Annotated in this window: 18 protein-coding genes; 6 read left to right on the plus strand and 12 right to left on the minus strand. The window is 67.8% G+C overall.

Translation table 11 applies throughout. The features are described from left to right. Window positions 1-153: 153 nt before the first annotated feature. The 4 genes from OG474_RS12645 to OG474_RS12660 form a co-directional block, all read right to left on the minus strand. Window positions 154-2,688, minus strand: coding sequence for an ATP-dependent Clp protease ATP-binding subunit (locus OG474_RS12645; RefSeq protein WP_405062451.1), 2,535 nt, complete (start codon window positions 2,686-2,688; stop codon window positions 154-156). A gap of 347 nt (window positions 2,689-3,035) precedes the next feature. After that, window positions 3,036-3,365 carry an Lsr2 family protein gene (locus OG474_RS12650; RefSeq protein WP_405062452.1) on the minus strand — a complete coding sequence of 110 codons (330 nt, stop codon included), beginning with the start codon at window positions 3,363-3,365 and terminating at the stop codon, window positions 3,036-3,038. A 228-nt stretch (window positions 3,366-3,593) separates the two neighbouring features. Beyond that, window positions 3,594-5,114 carry a lysine--tRNA ligase gene (gene lysS, locus OG474_RS12655; protein ID WP_405062453.1) on the minus strand — a complete coding sequence of 507 codons (1,521 nt, stop codon included), beginning with the start codon at window positions 5,112-5,114 and terminating at the stop codon, window positions 3,594-3,596. Between the two features lie 10 nt (window positions 5,115-5,124). Continuing rightward, window positions 5,125-6,336, minus strand: a complete 1,212-nt coding sequence (locus OG474_RS12660; RefSeq protein ID WP_405062454.1) for an MFS transporter — start codon at window positions 6,334-6,336, stop codon at window positions 5,125-5,127. Between the two features lie 56 nt (window positions 6,337-6,392). Between OG474_RS12660 and OG474_RS12665 the strand changes: the two genes are divergently transcribed. Then, a complete protein-coding gene (locus OG474_RS12665; RefSeq protein ID WP_405062455.1) occupies window positions 6,393-6,950 on the plus strand; it encodes an ArsR/SmtB family transcription factor in 558 nt (185 codons plus the stop codon). Window positions 6,951-7,012: 62 nt separating this feature from the next. Further along, entirely contained in the window at window positions 7,013-7,657 is a 645-nt protein-coding gene (locus OG474_RS12670; protein ID WP_405062456.1) for a DedA family protein, read from the plus strand. On the opposite strand, the gene OG474_RS12675 is transcribed toward OG474_RS12670, so the two are convergent. After that, complete coding sequence (locus tag OG474_RS12675) at window positions 7,654-8,934, minus strand: hypothetical protein (RefSeq protein ID WP_405062457.1); 1,281 nt, start codon at window positions 8,932-8,934, stop codon at window positions 7,654-7,656. The two genes, OG474_RS12670 and OG474_RS12675, sit on opposite strands and share 4 nt — an antisense overlap. 114 nt (window positions 8,935-9,048) lie before the next feature. Between OG474_RS12675 and OG474_RS12680 the strand changes: the two genes are divergently transcribed. Further along, window positions 9,049-9,606, plus strand: a complete 558-nt coding sequence (locus OG474_RS12680; protein WP_405062458.1) for a carboxymuconolactone decarboxylase family protein — start codon at window positions 9,049-9,051, stop codon at window positions 9,604-9,606. On the opposite strand, the gene OG474_RS12685 is transcribed toward OG474_RS12680, so the two are convergent. From OG474_RS12685 to OG474_RS12705, 5 genes are all read right to left on the minus strand, one after another. After that, window positions 9,603-10,367 (minus strand): type III pantothenate kinase, encoded by a 765-nt coding sequence (locus OG474_RS12685; RefSeq protein ID WP_405062459.1) that lies wholly within the window; start codon window positions 10,365-10,367, stop codon window positions 9,603-9,605. The two genes, OG474_RS12680 and OG474_RS12685, sit on opposite strands and share 4 nt — an antisense overlap. Next, window positions 10,367-11,221, minus strand: a complete 855-nt coding sequence (nadC, locus tag OG474_RS12690; protein WP_405062460.1) for a carboxylating nicotinate-nucleotide diphosphorylase — start codon at window positions 11,219-11,221, stop codon at window positions 10,367-10,369. The genes OG474_RS12685 and nadC overlap by 1 nt, the downstream gene beginning before the upstream one ends. Beyond that, window positions 11,214-12,878, minus strand: a complete 1,665-nt coding sequence (locus OG474_RS12695; protein ID WP_405062461.1) for an L-aspartate oxidase — start codon at window positions 12,876-12,878, stop codon at window positions 11,214-11,216. The genes nadC and OG474_RS12695 overlap by 8 nt, the downstream gene beginning before the upstream one ends. A gap of 141 nt (window positions 12,879-13,019) precedes the next feature. After that, window positions 13,020-13,847 (minus strand): pantoate--beta-alanine ligase, encoded by an 828-nt coding sequence (panC, locus tag OG474_RS12700; protein WP_405062462.1) that lies wholly within the window; start codon window positions 13,845-13,847, stop codon window positions 13,020-13,022. Next, window positions 13,844-14,695 (minus strand): Rossmann-like and DUF2520 domain-containing protein, encoded by an 852-nt coding sequence (locus OG474_RS12705; protein WP_405062463.1) that lies wholly within the window; start codon window positions 14,693-14,695, stop codon window positions 13,844-13,846. Before OG474_RS12705 ends, panC begins: the two co-directional genes overlap by 4 nt. A gap of 76 nt (window positions 14,696-14,771) precedes the next feature. Between OG474_RS12705 and OG474_RS12710 the strand changes: the two genes are divergently transcribed. Next, entirely contained in the window at window positions 14,772-15,329 is a 558-nt protein-coding gene (locus tag OG474_RS12710; RefSeq protein WP_405062464.1) for a 2'-5' RNA ligase family protein, read from the plus strand. Next, window positions 15,269-16,171 carry an SAM-dependent methyltransferase gene (locus tag OG474_RS12715; RefSeq protein ID WP_405062465.1) on the plus strand — a complete coding sequence of 301 codons (903 nt, stop codon included), beginning with the start codon at window positions 15,269-15,271 and terminating at the stop codon, window positions 16,169-16,171. The genes OG474_RS12710 and OG474_RS12715 overlap by 61 nt, the downstream gene beginning before the upstream one ends. A gap of 5 nt (window positions 16,172-16,176) precedes the next feature. Here OG474_RS12715 and OG474_RS12720 read toward each other — a convergent pair whose 3' ends face one another. Beyond that, entirely contained in the window at window positions 16,177-17,538 is a 1,362-nt protein-coding gene (locus OG474_RS12720) for a PH domain-containing protein (RefSeq protein WP_405062466.1), read from the minus strand. Next, window positions 17,526-18,014, minus strand: coding sequence for a PH domain-containing protein (locus OG474_RS12725; protein ID WP_405062467.1), 489 nt, complete (start codon window positions 18,012-18,014; stop codon window positions 17,526-17,528). Before OG474_RS12725 ends, OG474_RS12720 begins: the two co-directional genes overlap by 13 nt. 26 nt (window positions 18,015-18,040) lie before the next feature. On the opposite strand from OG474_RS12725, the gene OG474_RS12730 reads away from it, so the two are divergent. Continuing rightward, on the plus strand, window positions 18,041-19,240 hold the full coding sequence (locus OG474_RS12730) for an NADH-quinone oxidoreductase subunit D (RefSeq protein ID WP_405062468.1): 1,200 nt from the start codon (window positions 18,041-18,043) through the stop codon (window positions 19,238-19,240). The last annotated feature ends 64 nt before the right edge of the window (window positions 19,241-19,304 follow it).

The raw sequence follows: 19,304 nt of genomic DNA on the forward strand, positions 1-19,304 counted from the left end.
TTTGCAGTGTAGGAGCGGGAATGGCCGAGTAGACCGGATCCGGACACCTTTCGACGAGGATCGAATGTCTTGTCAGGACGACGAGGGAAAACCCTCAGGAACGACAAAGGACCCCGCACCGGAGTGCGGGGTCCTTTGGTTGATGCTGGGGTGTTACGAGTCCTGCAGACCCGAGGTGCCACCGGCTGCGAGGTCCGTCAGCTCCAGCTCGGAAGCGCCTGCCTTCGGCGTCCCGGTGAAGGTGAAGTACTCGCGCAGGCCGTCGGCGTCCACCGTGTCCTCCGGAGCGACGTCGACCAGGACGATCTGGCCGGGCCGTAGCTCCCCGAACAGGATCTTCTCGGCCAGGACGTCCTCCACGTCGCGCTGCAGTGCGCGGCGCAGCGGACGGGCGCCCAGGACCGGGTCGAAGCCACGGTCGGCGACCAGTGCCTTCGCCGCCGGCGTGAGCTCGATGCCCATGTCCTTGTCCTTCAGGCGCTCCTCCACCTGGGCCAGCATCAGGTCGACGATCTTGACGATGTCGTCCTTGCTGTGCTGGTGGAAGACCACGATCTCGTCGACGCGGTTCAGGAACTCCGGGCGGAAGTGCTGCTTGAGCTCCTCCGTCACCTTGGACTTCATCCGCTCGTACGAGCCGGAGGTGTCCGAGGTCTGCGAGAAACCGAGGGCACCCTTCGAGATGTCCTTGGTCCCCAGGTTGGTCGTCATGATGATGACCGTGTTCTTGAAGTCGACCACGCGGCCCTGGGCGTCGGTCAGGCGACCTTCGTCCAGGATCTGCAGCAGCGAGTTGAAGATGTCCGGGTGGGCCTTCTCCACCTCGTCGAACAGCACCACGGAGAACGGCTTGCGGCGGACCTTCTCGGTCAGCTGGCCGCCCTCTTCGTAGCCGACGTACCCAGGAGGCGAGCCGAACAGCCGCGAGGCCGTGTGCTTCTCCGAGTACTCCGACATGTCGAGGCTGATCAGCGCGTTCTGGTCGCCGAACAGGAACTCGGTCAGCACCTTCGACAGCTCGGTCTTACCGACACCGGACGGGCCGGCGAAGATGAACGAGCCGCTCGGGCGGCGCGGGTCCTTCAGGCCGGCGCGAGTACGCCGGATCGAGCGGGACAGCGCCTTCACCGCGTCGGTCTGGCCGATGTACTGCTTGGCCAGCACCTTCTCCATGTCGAGCAGACGCGAGGACTCCTCCTCGGTCAGCTTGAAGACAGGGATACCGGTCGCGGTGCTGAGCACCTCGGCGATCAGCTCCTCGTCGACCTCGGCGACGACATCCATGTCGCCGGCCTTCCACTGCTTCTCCCGCTCGGCCTTCGCGTTGATCAGCTTCTTCTCGTCGTCGCGAAGACCCGCGGCGCGCTCGAAGTCCTGAGCGTCGATCGCCGACTCCTTCTCCCGGCGCACGTTCGCGATCTTCTCGTCGAACTCGCGCAGGTCCGGCGGAGCCGTCATCCGGCGGATCCGCAACCGGGCCCCGGCCTCGTCGATCAGGTCGATCGCCTTGTCGGGGAGGAACCGGTCGGAGATGTAGCGGTCGGCCATCTGCGCGGCGTTCACCAGCGCGGCATCGGTGATGGTCACCCGGTGGTGCGCCTCGTAGCGGTCACGCAGACCCTTGAGGATCTCGATCGTGTGCGCGATCGAGGGCTCGGCGACCTGGATCGGCTGGAACCGACGCTCCAGCGCGGCGTCCTTCTCGACGTACTTACGGTACTCGTCGAGGGTGGTCGCACCGATGGTCTGCAGCTCTCCACGGGCCAGCATCGGCTTCAGGATGCTCGCCGCGTCGATCGCGCCCTCGGCCGCACCGGCCCCGACGAGGGTGTGGATCTCGTCGATGAACAGCACGATGTCACCGCGGGTGCGGATCTCCTTCAGCACCTTCTTCAGGCGCTCCTCGAAGTCACCGCGGTAGCGGGAACCCGCCACCAGGGCGCCGAGGTCGAGGGAGTAGATCTGCTTGTCCTTGAGCGTCTCCGGAACGTCACCACGGACGATCTGCTGAGCCAGACCCTCCACGATCGCCGTCTTGCCGACGCCCGGCTCACCGATCAGGACAGGGTTGTTCTTGGTCCGCCGGGACAGCACCTGCATGACCCGCTCGATCTCCATCTCGCGCCCGATCACCGGGTCGAGCTTGGCCTCACGAGCGGACTGGGTGTAGTTCCGGCCGAACTGGTCGAGCACCAGGGAGCTGCTCGGCGCCCCCTCGGTGGGTGCACCGGAGGTCGTGGGCTCCTTGCCCTGGTACCCGCTCAGCAGCTGGATGACCTGCTGCCGGACCTTGTTCAGGTCCGCGCCGAGCTTGACCAGGACCTGCGCTGCGACACCCTCACCCTCGCGGATGAGGCCGAGCAGGATGTGCTCGGTGCCGATGTAGTTGTGGCCCAACTGCAGGGCCTCGCGCAGGGAGAGCTCCAGCACCTTCTTGGCGCGGGGGGTGAACGGGATGTGCCCGCTCGGTGCCTGCTGTCCCTGGCCGATGATCTCTTCGACCTGGGAGCGAACGGCCTCGAGCGAGATACCCAGGCTCTCGAGAGCCTTGGCGGCGACACCTTCACCCTCGTGGATCAGGCCGAGCAGGATGTGCTCGGTCCCGATGTAGTTGTGGCTGAGCATCCTGGCCTCTTCCTGAGCCAGGACGACTACCCGACGGGCGCGGTCCGTAAATCGTTCAAACATCGCCAAAGCGCTCCTTGCCTCAGAGGAGTCGGACGTGCCGTGTGGGCCGACCCCCGTACATGCATGCTAGTCCCCGGTACCGACAAGCTCGCTCTGGGCGAACAAACAATCACTGTTGGATCGGACACCCGGGCGGCATCACAAGGGAACAACCCACCGGATCTCCAGAGTGTTCCCGCCTGACCACGATCGGACAGCGTGTTCGCCACCAGCGAATTTCCCTGATGGCTGCCGGGTCAGGCATCCCGGGCACTGCCTGATCGCGACACGTCCACATCCTGAAACAACCGGAATGCGGACGATCCCGATACCTCAAGGGTACCGGGATCGCAAGACCGAGCTGAAATTTACTTGGCTTCGTTGTACGCCGCGCGTACCTCGGCCGAGATCCGGCCGCGCTCGCTGACCTCGTAGCCGTTCTCCTTGGCCCAGGCCCGGATGTCGGCGGAGTCCGACGCGGACCGGCCGCGACCGCGGGCCCGTCCGGCGGCACCCCGGCGACCGGCCACCCGGCGGCCCGAGCCGACGTACCCGGCGAGGGCGTCGCGCAGCTTGGCGGCATTCTTCTTGGAAAGGTCGATCTCGTAGGTCGTCCCGTCCAGCCCGAAGGTCACGGTCTCGTCGGCCTTACCGCCGTCGAGATCGTCCTCCAGGACCACCTGCACCCTTTGCGCCATCGATGACAATCCTTCCTGCACCCGTCACCGGGCACAATCCCCTGCCGAATTGTTTGCACCTGATTTGTACCGCACAAACCACCCACTTGTCATTCTCCGCGCGGAATGTCCCACAAAGTTGTGGGACACCCCCGGTGACCTTGCGTATTCAAATAGCCCCGGAAAATGCAGTGGGCCGCGGATGTGCTATGCAGCATCCACGGCCCACAACTCCGAAATCTTCGGGAATCACTCCGGCCGGAGCAACGGGAAGAGAATCGTCTCCCGTATACCGGCACCGGTGTAGAGCATGACGAGCCGGTCCAGACCCATCCCGAGCCCACCGGCCGGCGGCATCCCGAACTCCATCGCCCGCAGGAAGTCCTCGTCGAGGTCCATCGCCTCGGGATCACCGGCGGCGGCCAGCAACGACTGTGCCACCAGGCGATCCCGCTGGATCACCGGGTCGTTCAGCTCCGAGTACGCGACCCCGAGCTCGACCCCGTTGACGAAGAGGTCGAAGGCCTCGACCAGCCCCGGGATTTCCCGGTGCGGCTTCGCCAACGGCCGCGCCGACTCCGGATAGTCACGCACAAAGGTCGGCTGGATGAGGTCGTGTTCACACAGCTTCTCGAACAAGTCGACGGCGATCTCGCCGGCATTCCGGCCCGGCTGCAGCTCGACCTCGTGCTGCTCGGCGAGCTTGAGCAGTGCGGGCAGTTCCGTGGTCTGGTCGACACTCTCACCGACCGCTTCGGAGAGCAGCCCGAAAAGCGTCGCGTGCCGGAACGGCTGCTCGAAGTCGATCTCCGAACCGTCGCGCGCGGTGACCGTGCTCCGGCCGATCGCCCGGCCGGCGTTGCGGATCAGCTCCTGCAGCAGATCGGCCATCGTGTCGTAGTCGCCGTACGCCTGATATGCCTCGATCATCGAGAATTCCGCGGCGTGCGTGGAGTCCAGCCCCTCGTTACGGAACGTGCGGCCGATCTCGTAGACCCGGTCGACGCCACCGATCATCGCGCGCTTCAGATCGAGCTCGAGCGCGATCCGCAGCTTCATCTCCTGGTCGAACGCGTTCAGGTGCGTGCTGAACGGCCGGGCCGCCGCACCACCGTTGGTGAGCTGCAGGACCGGCGTCTCCACCTCGACGAAGTCCTGCCCGTCGAAGGTGGCGCGCAGCGACTTCAGTACGGCGGCCTTGATCCGGACCATCTCCCGGGCCTCCGGCCGCACGATCAGGTCGACGTACCGGAGCCGGACGCGCGCCTCCTCGTTCAGCGGCTTGTGCTCGTTCGGCAGCGGGCGCAGCGTCTTGGCCGCCATCTGCCAGCCGGTCGCCTGCACGGACAGCTCGCCACGGCGGCTCGTCACGACCTCGCCCTGGACGGCCAGCAGGTCACCGATGTCGACGAGCTGCTTGAACCGGGCCAGCTCCTCCTCACCGAGGTCGGCCAGCGACAGCATCACCTGCAGTTCGGTCCCGTCACCCTCACGCAGCCGGACGAAGCAGAGCTTGCCGGTGTTGCGCAGGAAGATCACCCGGCCGACCACCGACACCTGCTCGCCGGTCTTCGTGTCCGGCTCCAGCTCCTGCCCGTCGTACGTCGCCCGCAGGTCCTTCAGCAGGTGCGTCCGCGCCACCGAGATCGGGTAGGGCTGCACTCCTTCCGCCAGCAGGCGGTCACGCTTCTCCCGGCGGACCCGCATCTGCTCGGGCAGGTCGTCCTGCCCGGTGTCGGGGTTCGCTGGGTCCACGTGTGCGTCAGTCATAAGCCAAAGGCTAGTGACTGACCACCTCCAGAGCCGAATCCTTTGTTCTGACCACCAGTACGGCGGCCACCGCCGCACCGGCCACGCAGGCGACTCCGCAGCCCACGAACGTCATCCGCGGCCCGAGCACGCCGGCCAGCAGGCCACCGAGCGGCAGCGCGACCAGACTGCACGCACGAACCGTCCCGGCCAGGGCAGCGATCACCCGTCCCCGGACAGCCTCGGCGACCCGCGTGACGATCAGCGTGCTGGTGGCTGCGTTGAGCAGCCCGGCCCCGCCTCCCATCACCACTGCACCCACAATCAGCGCGACCGCACCGGTCGCCAACCCCATACACACCGCACCGCCGCCGATGCCGGCCATCCCCACCATCACGGCCCGCGCGCGACTGGTGGAGGCGGTCAACCGGCCACTACCCCAGGCACCGATGATCGAGCCGGCTCCTTGAGCCGCGAGCACCCAGCCGTATCCGGCCGCATTCAGCCCGACGTCATTGGTGACCAGGAAGACCTCGGCCACATTCATCGCTTCGCCGACCAGCACGAAGCCCCAGAGACAGGTGACCAGCACCCGCAGCAGGGGGTCACCGAGCAGGCCACGGAGTCCTGCACTGAATCCACCACGCTCGCGCGCTACGCCCGGCTCGGGACGCCGCCGAGTCCGGACCGCACCGGCCACCAGAACGAGCAGACCGAAGGTGGCCGCGTCGACCAGCAGCGCGTTGCGTCCACCGACCCAGGCCACCAGAACCCCACCGACCGCCGAGCCGGCCAGCATCGCTACCCCGACCAGCGCCTGACTGGTCCCGGTGGCCCGGCCGACCAGCTCCTCCCCCACGATCCGGGGGATCAGTGCACCCCAGCACGGTCCAGCCACCGCCTGACCCACCTGCAGCAGGCAGACCAAGCCGACCGTGCTCACCAGGTCGTGGCTGAACGCCAGCGCCACCCCGGCGACCGCCTGCAGCAACGTCGCCCACACCAGCACCACCCGCGAGTCGTAACTGTCCACGATCCGCCCCGCGATCGGAATCATCACCACGGTCGGTACGGCGAAGGCCAGCAACAGCACGGTGATCGCCCCGGCGCCGCCGTACTCCTTGACCCGGAGCATCAGCGCCACCATCGCGATCGCGTCCCCGGCGTACGAGATCGCCCGCCCGGGCAGCACCAGGCGGATGTCGCGGGACGACCACAGAGAAGTCTGAAGGGTTTGCTTCATAAATCTGAAGCTAATGCTTCACATCTTTCACGTCAAGCCTTCGCTACGCTGACGCGGTGGCCGAGAACAAGGTGGTGCTGACCGATCCGCGGGCGATCCGCGCGCTGGCGCACCCGGCTCGGCAGGTGGTCATCGACGAGCTCTACAGCGGCCGGGTGCTGACCGCGACGGAGTGCGCGGAGCTGGCCGGGCTGACGCCCTCCGCGATGAGCTACCACCTCCGGGCGCTGGAGCGCTGGGGCATCGTCGAGCGGGCCGAGTCCACCGACGGCCGGGAACGCCCCTGGCGGGCGCCCGCACAGGGCATGGTGATCACGTCGCAGTCGTCGGTGGCCGGCCGGACGGCCAACCAGGCGATGATGCGGGTCGCCACCGACCGGATGCTCGAGCTGTTCGACGACCTCGGCGTCGACGACGCGTGGGACGACATCAGCGCGATGAGCCGGTCCCGGGTCTGGCTGACCCACGAAGAGGCCGAGGAGCTCGGCGCCGACCTGCAGAAGCTGGTCAACAGCTACCGGAAGGGACGGACGGCCGCGGACCACCCCGGCGGTACCCGTTCGATCCACATCATGTTCACCGTCGTGCCGTCCGGAGAGGCACCGCAACCCTGATTTTCCCCCGAAGTACCTCCCAGGTCAGCTAACTGGTTGCCGACCGATGTAACTATGGGTACATGGGGGAAGCGCTGGCAATCGCGATACCGACCGGTGGTCTGGCAGTCCTGGCGTACCTGGTGGTGGGCCTCGTCATCGGCGTCGAGAGCATGGGGGTGCCGCTGCCGGGCGAGACCACGCTGATCGCCGCGGCACTGCTCGCCTCGCAGGGCGACCTGCGGATCGAGTTCGTGATCGGGGCCGCCGCGGCGGGCGCGATCATCGGCGACTCGATCGGGTACTACATCGGCCGCCGGGCCGGCCGCAGCCTGTTCGACCGGCTCGGCCGCCGGTTCAAACACTTCTCGGCCGACCGGATCACCCGCGCCGAGAAATACTTCCATCGGTACGGCGTCTGGACGGTCTTCTTCGGCCGGTTCGTGGCGCTGCTCCGGATCTTCGCCGGACCGATGGCCGGCACCCTGCGGATGCCCTACCCGAAGTTCCTGATCGCGAACGCCGCCGGCGGCATCGCCTGGTCGGCCACGATCGGGATCGTTGCCTTCCACATCGGTGACAACGCGGACAAGATCTTCGGCCAGGTGTCGGTCTGGGCGCTCGTTGTGATCGGCATCGGTGCAGTCGCGGCGTATGCGTACTACAAGATCCGGCGCCGGCACCGGTCCGGCGAAACGACCGAGCCGGCCGAGGTCCAGGCCTCCTAGGGCCGGATCCGCAGGTTGAACTGCGGGGTCGTCAGGCCACTCATGTTCCGGCCCGCCGACGCGGTCCGCGGGAAGACGAAGCGGTAGGAGTACTCGCCCACCGCACCGGCCTTGAAGGCGTAGAGCACCTGGCCACGCTTGAGTGGCACTCGCGTCACGTAGGCCCACTGTCTGGTGTGCCGGTTCCACAGCTCCAAAGTCGCCACCGACGAGTACGACGGGGACACCGTGGCGGAGATGGTGACCGGGTGGCCGGTCTTCACGTTGTTGCCGGGAAGGAAGCCCCCGCGAGCCAGCCGAACCACTGCGCGGGTGAACACCTCCGGACTGACCGCCGCACTCGTCAGGACACCTGGAGTGGCGTAGGAGCTCGCCACCACCTTGTACGGACGGCTACTGGGCGTGACGACCGGGATGTCGTAGTGTCCGCCCGCGCTGGTCTTCCCGACCGCCACCGGCGTCCACCGTGCGTTCGGCGTCAGCTGACTCAGCACAGTCAGCGGTATGCCCGCCGCAGTGGTCTGCTCGAGGGCGCAATCGGCCTCCGGCGCGCACTGGGTCTTCTGCAGCACCACCCGGCCCTGCACACGGATCGACAGCCCGAACTGCGCCAGCGGTGGCGCCCAGACGGTCGCGGTGCTGGTCAGCCCGATCGCTTGCGCGCCGAGATTGCTCGACCACTCGTTCTCGGTGCGCACCTGGAACAGGAACGGCGGCTTGATGTCCTTGATCACCTGGCTGGGTGTGGTCGTCGCCGGACCGATCGCGACCGGCTGCGCGCCCGGCCGTCCGATCATCGGGACGTACTTCAGTACCCGCTTCCCGGTCACGTCGAGCGGGTCGTTCGGGGTGAAGTCCTGCCGGGCGGCAGGCACGGTCCAGCGGACCAGGACCCCGCTCCGGTGTTTGAGCGCGAGCGCCGAGTTCGGCCGGACCGGTCCGTCGGTGTCGAAGACCGGCGACTTCGCCGGCGACCCGGTGAGCCCGTCCTTGCTGGTCCCGTTGGTGACCACCACGCGGTAGTTGCCGTCCGGCGGGAACGCCGAGGTCGGGATGTCCCAGCTGTTGCCCTGTCCGGCCGGCAGATACTGCACGTAGGACGGCCCTTCGCTGAGCACGCCCTCGATGGTGATCCGGTTCGGTGCGTTGTCGTCCTTCCAGGTCACCCGGACGGAGTGCTTCGCGGCGCCCGCCCAGGCCACGGACACCGCGGACGGCGACGGATCCGCCGTACAGGCGGTCAGCACGGACGCACCGGTCACGACGACCAGTGCCACGGTGAGTATCCGGACCACTAGGTACAACCTCGTCTCAGCTGCCTCACAACCGACGGGCTGCACGATATACCGTTGAAGCTGCCACATCAGGGGGATGACCAAGGGGGAAACACCGTGGCCTTCATCGCAGCACCCGAAAACCAGGACTTCTTCGACACGTACCGCGCTCCGGCCGGCCACGTGCCCAACTACATCCGGGTCTTCGCGGCCCGGCCGGCTGTCCTCGAGGCGTGGAACCAGCTGAACACAGCGGTCAAGGCGTCGATGGATCTGCGCCGCTACGAGATCGCGACCTTCGCAGCGGCCACCGCACTCAAGTCGAGCTACTGCAGCCTCGCCCACGGCCAGGTGCTCGTGGACAAGTTCCACACCGCCGACGAGGTGACCGAGCTCGCCGCTGACGCGGCCACGGATCCGGTCGACCGCGCGGTGATGGCCTTCGCCCGCAAGATCGCGCTGGCCGCCGACACAGTCACGCAGGCGGACGCGGACGAGCTCAAGGCACTCGGCCTCAGCGACGACGACGTACTGGATGTTGTGCTGGCCGCTGCCGCGCGCTGCTTCTTCTCGAAGACGCTCGACGGCACAGGTGCTCAGCCGGACGCCGTCTACAACGCGTTGCCCGAGTCACTGCGGACCGCACTGACAGTGGGTCGGCCGATCGAGAGCTAGGCGTGATTGCGCGCGAATGCCTGGTGCAGACCGCGCAACGTAAGCAAGGGCTCGTGCAGGACCTGTGTCGAGAGGTCGCGGAGCAGTAGCGGCGCCAAAGCACCGGTCAGTACGACGGGTGTGTCCTCCGCGAAGGACTGATCCGTACGGATTCGGGCGACCAGTCCGTCGACCATGGCGGCGAAGCCGTGCACAGCGCCGGACTGCAACGCCTCGACGGTGTTCTTGGCGACCAGTGTGCGCGGCCGGACCAGCTCGACCCGGCGCAGCTGAGCTGCCACATCACCCAGCGCGTCAGTCGCGGTTTCGATGCCGGGGGCGATCACTCCGCCGGCAAACGCGCCAGCCGGGTTGACCACGTCGATGGTGATCGCCGTACCGACGTCGACGACCAGACAGGGTGCGCCGCACAGCTGGACGGCAGCGAGTGCGTTGGCGATCCGGTCTGTGCCGACCTCACGCGGGTTGTCGACCAGCACCGGCAGTCCGGTCTTCACACCCGGCTCGACCACCACACTGGGCACGTTCTGGTAGTAGCGCGTGACCAGGTCGCGGAACTCGTGCAGCACCTGCGGTACGGCGGAGCAGACCGCGATCCCGGACACCGGAGCCTCACCAGCGAGCAGGCCCTGGAGCAGCACCGCCCACTCGTCCGCCGTACGGCGGGAGTCTGTCCCGACCCACCAGTGGCGTTTGACCGTGCCTTCGAACACCAGGCCCACAAGGGTCCTGGTGTTCTCGACAGCCACGGCCAGCAGCATTAGCCCGCCTTGAGGTCCAGGGCGATATCCAGCACCGGAGCGGAGTGCGTGAGCGCACCGACCGCCAGGAAGTTCACACCGGTCTCCGCGACCTCGCGGGCCCGGTCCAGCGTCAGACCGCCGGAGGCCTCCAGCTTGGCCCGGCCGGCCACCTTCTCGACGGCCTCCCGCAGCAGCGGGACATCCATGTTGTCGAGCAGGATCAGCTCGGCGCCGGAGTCGACCGCGATCAGGGCGTCCTCGACCGAGTCCACCTCGACCTCGACCGAGATCTCCGGGAAGGCCTTGCGTACCAGCCGGAACGCCTCAGCCACACCGCCTGCGGCGATCACGTGGTTGTCCTTGATCAGCGCGGCGTCCGACAGACCCATCCGGTGGTTGCGGCCGCCGCCACAGCGCACGGCGTACTTCTCGAGGGAACGCAGCAGTGGCATGGTCTTGCGGGTGTCACGGATCACCGCGCCGGTCCCCTCGACCGCATCCACCCACCGGCGCGTCAGAGTGGCCACACCGGAGAGGTGGCAGAGCAGGTTGAGCGACGTCCGCTCGGCGGTCAGCAGCTGCTGGGTCTTGCCTCGAATCGTCATCAGTACGTCGCCCCGCCGTACCGACGCGCCATCGGCGACGGAGTACTCGAGCTCGACCTGACCGGGCGCAGCGACCTGCCGAATCACCAGTTCGGCAATCTCCAGCCCGGCGACCACACCATCGGCCCGGGCGACCAGCTCGGCGACCGAGACCTGGTCCGGGTCGACCGTGGCGGTCGTCGTGACGTCCACACCACCGGCGAGGTCTTCCTCGAGCGTGGCTCGCACGAGGTCACCCACCCACTGGCGGTCGACGGTGTCATCCATCTTGCCGATTCTCCTTGCTCTGTGGAACGAAGTTCGTTCCGGGGCGGGCACGCTCGCCATCGGCGAACAGTGTCAGGTCCAGACTGCCCGACCAGTGCTGGTCGTCGCGATCCGGGTGGTCTTCACGCCAGTGCGAGCCGCGGCTCTCCTCGCGCACGGTAGCGGCGGCAATCAGGGCAGAGGCGACCGTCACCAGGTTGGTCGCCTCCCAGCCCGGAGTGCCGGGCTCACCGGCCGGTAGCTCGATCAGCTTGCCCAGCGCGGCACCTGCCTCGCCCAGACCGGACGCGCTCCGAATCACTCCGGCGCCAACAGTCATAACTCGCTGCAGCTCCGGTACGACGTCCGCGTCGACCAGACCGGGGATGCGGGTGTCCACTGCCGGTTCGCGCTGCTCAGGCAGGCCCCTGGCCAGGTGGGCGGCGATGCGGCCGGCAAACACGAGTCCTTCGAGCAGGGAGTTCGAAGCAAGCCGGTTGGCGCCGTGGACGCCAGTACAGGCGACTTCACCGCAGGCATAGAGACCTGGCACCGAAGTCTGCCCGTTCAGGTCGGTCCACACGCCACCGGACGAGTAGTGGCAGGCCGGTGCGACCGGGATGAGTTCGCGAACCGGGTCGATACCGTGTGAGCGGCAGGACGCGAGGATGGTCGGGAACCGCACCCGCCACTTCTCGTCACCGAAGTGGCGAGCGTCGAGGTAGACGTGATCCTTGCCTGCAGCAAGCATTTCGCGCATGATCGCCTTCGCCACGATGTCCCGCGGCGCCAGGTCGGCCAGCTCGTGCTGCCCCTGCATGAAGCGTTTGCCCTCGTGATCGACGAGGAACGCGCCCTCGCCACGGACGGCCTCGGAGACCAGCGGCTGCTGGCCTTTCGCGCTCTTGCCCAGCCAGAGCACGGTCGGGTGGAACTGCACGAACTCCAGGTCACGCACCTTGGCGCCGGCCCGCAACGCCAGCGCCATACCGTCCCCCGTCGAAACACTCGGGTTGGTAGTCGCGGCGTACAGCTGTCCGAGCCCGCCAGAGGCGAGAATCACCACACGGCTGCGGATGGCGCCGATACCGTCGAGCTGGCCCTCACCCATCACGTGCAACGTCACACCGGCGATGGCGCCGTCCTCAGCGCGCAGCAGGTCGATGACGAGCGCATGCTCAATCAAACGGATGTCCGGTGCCCGCTTCACCGCAGCGACCAGTGCACGCTCGATCTCCGCACCTGTCGCGTCGCCACCAGAGTGCGCGATGCGGTTACGGTGGTGGCCGCCTTCACGCGTCAGCGAGATCTCACCGTTGGCCAGAGTGTCAAACCGCGCACCCAGCTCTATCAGATCCCGGACTGCATCCGGCCCCTCGGTCACCAACGCCCGTACGGCGTCTGGGTCACACAGGCCGGCCCCTGCGACCAGAGTGTCCTGCAGGTGGTCTTCCGGCGAGTCCTCCGGGCTGAGTGCGGCAGCAATGCCGCCCTGGGCCCACTGGGTCGAGCCGGAGGCGACTACGTCTTTTGTCACCACCAGCACGGTCCCCAGCTCACGTGCCTTGAGCGCGGCAGTCAGCCCGGCAATACCCGAGCCGATCACCACCACGTCGACTGTGTCGGTCCAGCCCGGCTCTGGTGCTGACAGCCGTTGCGGGACAGCAGGTCCGGTCACGGGGCCCCCTGACCTGGGCTGAGGAGCGGAGGGAGCGAAGCGACTGGAGCGACGAGGGAAGGGCTGGGGTTAAAGCCCCGTGACCCGCCGCGCCGGAGGCGCGGCATCAGCACTGTCATTCAGCGACCGTATCAACCGAATTCATCGGAGCGTGATGGAAATGTTGTCAATGAGACGAGTCTGACCCACCCGCGCAGCGATGAGCATGCGGGCTTCACCAGGGCCGATGACCGGGCCCAGGTCGGGCGCACGCAGGGCCAGGTAGTCGATCTTGACCGACGGGACCGCCTCCAGTTCGGAGTGCGCTGCAGCCAGTACGGCGTCCGGTCCGTTCATGCCGGCCTTCGCACCGGCCGTGAGAGCGCGGTACAGCACCAGAGCCTCGTCACGCTCGGTCTCGTCGAGGTAGCGGTTGCGTGAGGACATCGCCAGCCCGTCAGGCTCCCGGACCGTCGGTACCGGCACGATGTCGACGTTCCAGTCCAGGTCGCAGACCATCTCGCGGATCAGCGTGAGCTGCTGGTAGTCCTTCTCGCCGAACAGCGCCAGATCCGGCTGGGTCAGGTGCAGCAGCTTCGACACCACGGTCAGTACGCCGCCGAAGTGACCAGGGCGCACCTGGCCCTCGAGCTCGTCGGCGAGTGGGCCAGGGTGCACGGTGATCGAGGGCTCGTTCGGATAAAGCTCGTCGCGGGACGGGTTGAAGACCAGGTCGACGCCCTCGCTCTTGGCGATCGCCAGGTCACTGGCCAGCGTCCGCGGATAGCGGTCGAAGTCCTCGGTCGGCCCGAACTGCAACGGGTTCACGAAGATCGTCAGCAGCACGCTGCCGTCCGGCCCGACCCGCTCCCGGGCCTCGGCCAGCAACGCCGCATGGCCCTCGTGCAGCGCGCCCATCGTCATCACCACCGCCCGGGGCCGGACCGCCGCAGCCGCCCGCAGTTCGGCCTTCGTCTGGGTGAGTCTCATCGCGGTGCCTCCCCTGTCCGATACCGCTCCAGCACCTCGCCGAACCGGGCCGCAGTGCCCGCGTCCAGCCGTCCGTCCGCCACTGCCAGGTCCACCGTCGCGCGGGCGAGCTCGGTGTACGTGCTCGCCGTGCGGCCGTGCAGTCCTGCCAGATGTGCTGCCACCGTGTCGACATCGCCCCGAGCGATCGGCCCGGTGAGCGCATGATGACCGGATCGCAGCGTGTTGTCGAGGGTTGCCGTCAGGAGTGGCCGGAGTGTTGCCGAAGGATCCGCAACCCCAGCCTCCCGCAGTACGGCGAACGCCTGCGTGAGCAAGGTGGTCAGGTGATTCGCAGCGTGCACCAGACCGGCGTGGTAGCGCGCCCGCTCCTCCTCAGCCACCCACTGCACCTGCGCTCCGAGCGTCTGGACCAGCCGCTCCACAACCGCCTTGGCCGCAGACGGCGCAGTCGCTGTGAAGACCACGTCCCACAGCTCAACGGCATCCGCACCGGTGAACGTCATCGGCGGATGCAACGCCACCGGAGTTGCCGGCAGACCCTGCAGCGGGCCGAGTCCATGTGCGCCCGACAGATGCACGACGTACTGCCCGCTGGTCAGTGGGAGCTCGTGAGCGACGGCAGCGATCGCATCGTCCGGCACAGCAACCAGTACGACGTCTGCGCGGCGGGTGACCTCATCAGGCGTCAGCACCGGCACATGCGGAAGGAGGCGGGCGGCGCGATCACGTGATGCGCTCGACCGCGCGGAGACCGCGACCAGGGGATACCCGGCTGCCGCCAAGGCTGCTCCCAGGGCGGTTCCGGCCCGGCCGGCTCCGATCAAGCCGATCCGTTCCATACTCACTCTCTTCGTCGTTCCAGTCCCACGGGTGGGTACCAGACGAGCTCGCTGTCAGCCTAGGCGATGGCAGGATGGCTTGGTGAACGATGCAGCGATGAAGCGGCCCGGATTGACCGCGATTCTGATCACAGCGCCGGAGCTGGTGGACTACACCGACCGGTGGCGCTCGGTCTCCCGGACCAGCATGCGGCCGGACGTCCCACTGAATGAGCTGATCCCGCCACACATCACGGTGCTGGTCCCCTGGATCGCCGAGCCGACGGCTGCGGACATCGAGCGGTTGCGGGTCGCGCTCGACGAGGTGCCGGCCTTCGACATCAGCTTCATGGCGGCCGGCCAGTTCCCGAACGGGACGGTCTGGCTGCGCCCAGAGCCCTTCGAGGCGCTGCAGGCTGTCTCTCAGCTGGTGATCGACGCATTCCCCGAGTGCCCGCCGTACAACGGCGACTACCCGGAGCCGCACCCCCACCTGACCATCTCCTCGTCCGCCCAGGGCGGACCGGCCGTACTCGCCGACGCACAGGCTGCGCTGGCCGCGGAAGACCCGCCACAGATCACCTTCCTCGGGCTGGAGCTGTGGCGCGAAGACAGCAACGGCGTCTGGAGCCAGTTCGACTGGGTCGGAGTGGGCAGCTGACCACCTACCGCACCGCCTGGCAACAGGCCCTCTACGGCCCAGACGGCTTCTACCGGCGTGAGCGCCCAGCAGCACACTTCCGTACGTCGGTGCACGCGTCGGAGCTGTTCGCCCGGGCCATCGCCCAGTTGGCTCGGCAGGTCGGTACCGATCAGGTGACCGACATCGGGGCCGGTTCCGGTGAGCTGGGCCGCGTCCTGCGCACCGAAGGCCTGCAGGTGCTCGACATCGAGCTGGACGACCACCTCCCCGACCGCCTGAACGGACTGGTCGTGGCGAACGAGTGGCTCGACAACATCCCGTGTGAGCTGGCCGAGTGGGACGAAGACGGCGTGCCGCACTATCTGACCGCCGACCTGACACCGGGTGATGTTGTCGAAGGCAACGACCTGGAGTGGCTGCGGAAGTGGTGGCCCGGTGAGCCAGGCGACCGCGCCGAGATCGGTGTGACCCGGGACGAGGCCTGGGCCGCCGTGGTCGCCCGCATCGACCACGGCACAGCAGTTGCCATCGACTACGGCCACATCGCCGACGACCGACCGCCGTACGGCACCCTGACCGGCTTCCGTGCCGGCCGCGAGTGCGAGCCCGTGCTGGACGGCAGTTGTGACATCACCGCCCACGTCGCACTGGACTCACTCGGCGGCGAGGTCCACACCCAACGCGAAATGCTGACGCAACTAGGCGTCTCCGCCCAGCGCCCACCCCTGGCCCTAGCCAGCACCAACTCGGCCGCCTACCTGGCCGCACTGTCTGCAGCAGGTGAGGCGGCCGAGTTGCTGGACCCATCAGGACTCGGCAGCTTCGGCTGGGTAGTCAGTCACCTGGCCCAAGACGCATAGCCTGGCTAGGACTGGTCGGGGCGGGTGCTTTCGATGGCTTGGCGGGCTTGGCGGGCTTGGTGGGCTTGGGCTTGGGTCAGCCAGGCGGCTTCTTCGGCGGAGCGGTGTAGGGCTACGGCGTTGGTGGGGCCTTGGGGGGTGTCGATGTGTACGTCGGCCAGGTTGAGGCGGCGCTGGATGGGGCCTTGGGCCAGGCGGACGGACTGGGTCTTGTGGTGCAGGACGATCGAGGTACGGCGGCTGACCCAGCCGGCGGTGGTCACGAAGACCTGCTCGTCGGCGCCGTAGGCCAGGTAGCGCCAGCCGATTGGGCGGAGCCACTTGGCGCGTTCGGGGGCTCGCTGTAGTTCGATGGCGTCCAGGTCGAAGCCGGGGAGGACTCGGCCGAGTACTGCGTTGACTTCGCCGCGTTCGCCGACCGGGAGCAGCTGTGCGCCCTCGTTGTCGTTGTCGCCGTCTTCCTTGCCGCCGGCGACACCAGCGATGTCCAGCTCGACACGGGACCAGCCCAGCATCCGCCAGATGAGCGGCTCGGTGATCAGCAGGCCCTGCACGCGCCCCGGCGGAATGGTCTGCCGCTGTACGTCGAACAGTCCGCGCTTGGTGCGTAGGCCGTGGTCGGTCTGGGACAGGGTGAAGCCGTGGTTGCCGACGACCTGCTTCCAGATCGGCTGGACCACACCGAGCAGCAGCGGGAGCGCAGCGAACAGTCCGACGTGGAAGTCGAACACCATCGCGCCGACGATCACCCAGAACAGAGCCGCCGCACTACCGAGCACTGCGGACGACAGCAGCGTGGCTCCCAGCAGCCGACCGGTCGGCACCACGAGGAGCGCTTCCGGCTCGGGCTGCTGGTCCAACTGCGTCTGCTGCTGGACAACCTGCTCGCCCTTGGCCCGGACCAGTAGCAGCGTGCGCAGCTCCACGGCCTCGGAGTACTTGAAGTAGCTCAGCTTGCCGTCGCTCTTGCCACCGCCGGCCACGTCCATCCGCAGCTCGGCCATCCCCAGCAGCCGGGCCACGAAGGGCTGGGCCACGTCGATCGCCTGGATCCGGTCGAAGCGGATGATCCGCGTCCGGCGGTAGAGGAATCCGCTGTCCACCCGGATCGCATCGTCGGTCAGCTGCCACTTCGTGAACCACCAGGAGAGCGTGCCGAGGAGGATGCCGCCAACGAGCGCGGCCCCGAGCCCGATCCCGGCCAGCTTGAGGTTCTCACGCAGGCCCTCGTTGTTGAACAGGGCCAGGGCCACGGCGACGAAGACGATCCAGCCTTTGACGAACGGGGTCAGCGGGTGCAGCCGGGCGCCCTTCTGCTCCACACGTGGAGCGGGCGCTGCCGGCGTCGGTTCGGTCACAGGCCCCACGCCTGCGACTGTCCGAGGGCGGAGAGCCGGTCGCGCAGCCGGGCCGCCTCGTCCGGGTGCAGGCCGGGGATCTTGGCGTCGGTCGCCGGCGTGGCCGTGTGCAGCTCGACCGTGGCGATCCCGAACGCACGCTCCAGCGGACCGGCCGCGACGTCGACGAACTGCATCCGCCCGTACGGCACCACGATCAGTTCGCGGAACATGATCCCGTGGCTGACCATCAGCTCGTCCTCGCGCTCGGCGTACTTCCACGAGAGCTGGTTCCGGCCGATCAGGACCCACGACCAGACGAACACGGCGGCCACCACGACCACCCCGAGTACGCCGTACAGCCAGCCGACCGTCAGCCCGAGCGCGAGCAGTACCGCGATCCCGAAGACTCCGGCCGTGATCGCCGCACTGACTCGCCGGACTGAAGCGAGCTGCGGTGACACCGGCGTCCAGCTGACATCGGAGGGTGCAAAGAGGTCGTCCACGGACCCAGCCTGTCACGATAGGGGGCATGAGCGTTGAGAAGGTGGTTGGTGTCGGCGCGGGGGCGGCCGGATTCGACCCTGCGTTCGAGCGGGGTGGGACCGGTGCCGGATCGCAGCTGGCGACCACGGACATGGTGCTCAACATCGGACCACAGCACCCCGCGACGCACGGCGTACTGCGGCTGCGGCTGACGCTGGACGGCGAGCGGATCGCGGGTTGCGAGCCGATCGTGGGCTACATGCACCGCGGAGCGGAGAAGCTGTTCGAGGTCCGCGACTACCGGCAGATCATCGTGCTCGCGAACCGGCACGACTGGCTGTCCGCGTTCGCGAACGAGCTCGGCGTCGTACTGGCGGTCGAGCGGATGATGGGCCTGGAGGTCCCGATCCGCGCGGTCTGGCTGCGCACGCTGCTCGCGGAGCTGAACCGGGTCCTCAACCACCTGATGTTCCTCGGCTCCTACCCTCTCGAGCTGGGCGCGATCACGCCGGTCTTCTACGCCTTCCGGGAGCGCGAGACCATCCAGTCCGTGCTGGAGGAGCTGTCCGGCGGCCGGATGCACTACATGTTCAACCGGGTCGGCGGCCTCAAGGAAGACCTTCCGTACGGCTGGCTCGGCCGCACCGCCGAGGCCTCCGCCGCGGTCCGCAAACGCCTGCCCGACATCGAGAACCTGATCCTCGGCAACGAGATCTTCCGCGGCCGCACCGTCGGCATCGGCAAGCTCTCCCCTGAGCTCGTCGCCCAGTACGGCGTCTCCGGCCCGATCGCGCGCGCTTCCGGTGTCGACGCGGACCTGCGCCGCGACGAGCCCTACCTCGCGTACGGCGAGCTCCAGGACGTACTGCGCGTCGTCACTCGGCACGACGGCGACTGCTTCTCCCGCTTCGCGGTGCTGCTCGAGCAGGTCAAGGTGTCACTCGACCTGGTCGACGCGTGTCTCGACAAGCTGTCGTCGATGCCGGCAGGCCCGGTCAATGTCCGGCTGCCCAAGATCCTCAAGGTCCCCGAGGGCCAGACCTACGCCTGGACCGAGAGCCCGCTCGGCATCAACGGCTACTACCTCGTGTCGCGCGGCGACAAAACCCCGTGGCGCCTGAAACTGCGCTCCGCCAGCTTCAACAACATCTCTGCCCTACCGGCCCTGCTCCCCGGCACCATGATCCCCGACATGATCGCCATCCTCGGCAGCATGTTCTTCGTCGTCGGCGACATCGACAAGTAGCCGCCGCCCTCCCCATCTCGTGGGTTGACCCACGCCGTTGCGGGTTCTGGACTCGCCATGCGGG

It is taken from the genome of Kribbella sp. NBC_01505 (genome assembly GCF_045040285.1).
Lineage (GTDB): Bacteria > Actinomycetota > Actinomycetes > Propionibacteriales > Kribbellaceae > Kribbella.

Bases quoted from the DNA above. Each gene is read 5' to 3' on its own strand.
- lysS (WP_405062453.1), bottom strand. From the start codon at position 5,114: ATGACTGACGCACACGTGGACCCAGCGAACCCCGACACCGGGCAGGAC.
- panC (WP_405062462.1), bottom strand. From the start codon at position 13,847: ATGAGACTCACCCAGACGAAGGCCGAACTGCGGGCGGCTGCGGCGGTC.
- OG474_RS12685 (WP_405062459.1), bottom strand. From the start codon at position 10,367: ATGCTGCTGGCCGTGGCTGTCGAGAACACCAGGACCCTTGTGGGCCTG.
- OG474_RS12730 (WP_405062468.1), top strand. From the start codon at position 18,041: ATGAGCGTTGAGAAGGTGGTTGGTGTCGGCGCGGGGGCGGCCGGATTC.
- OG474_RS12645 (WP_405062451.1), bottom strand. From the start codon at position 2,688: ATGTTTGAACGATTTACGGACCGCGCCCGTCGGGTAGTCGTCCTGGCT.
- OG474_RS12650 (WP_405062452.1), bottom strand. From the start codon at position 3,365: ATGGCGCAAAGGGTGCAGGTGGTCCTGGAGGACGATCTCGACGGCGGT.
- OG474_RS12660 (WP_405062454.1), bottom strand. From the start codon at position 6,336: ATGAAGCAAACCCTTCAGACTTCTCTGTGGTCGTCCCGCGACATCCGC.
- nadC (WP_405062460.1), bottom strand. From the start codon at position 11,221: ATGGATGACACCGTCGACCGCCAGTGGGTGGGTGACCTCGTGCGAGCC.
- OG474_RS12670 (WP_405062456.1), top strand. From the start codon at position 7,013: ATGGGGGAAGCGCTGGCAATCGCGATACCGACCGGTGGTCTGGCAGTC.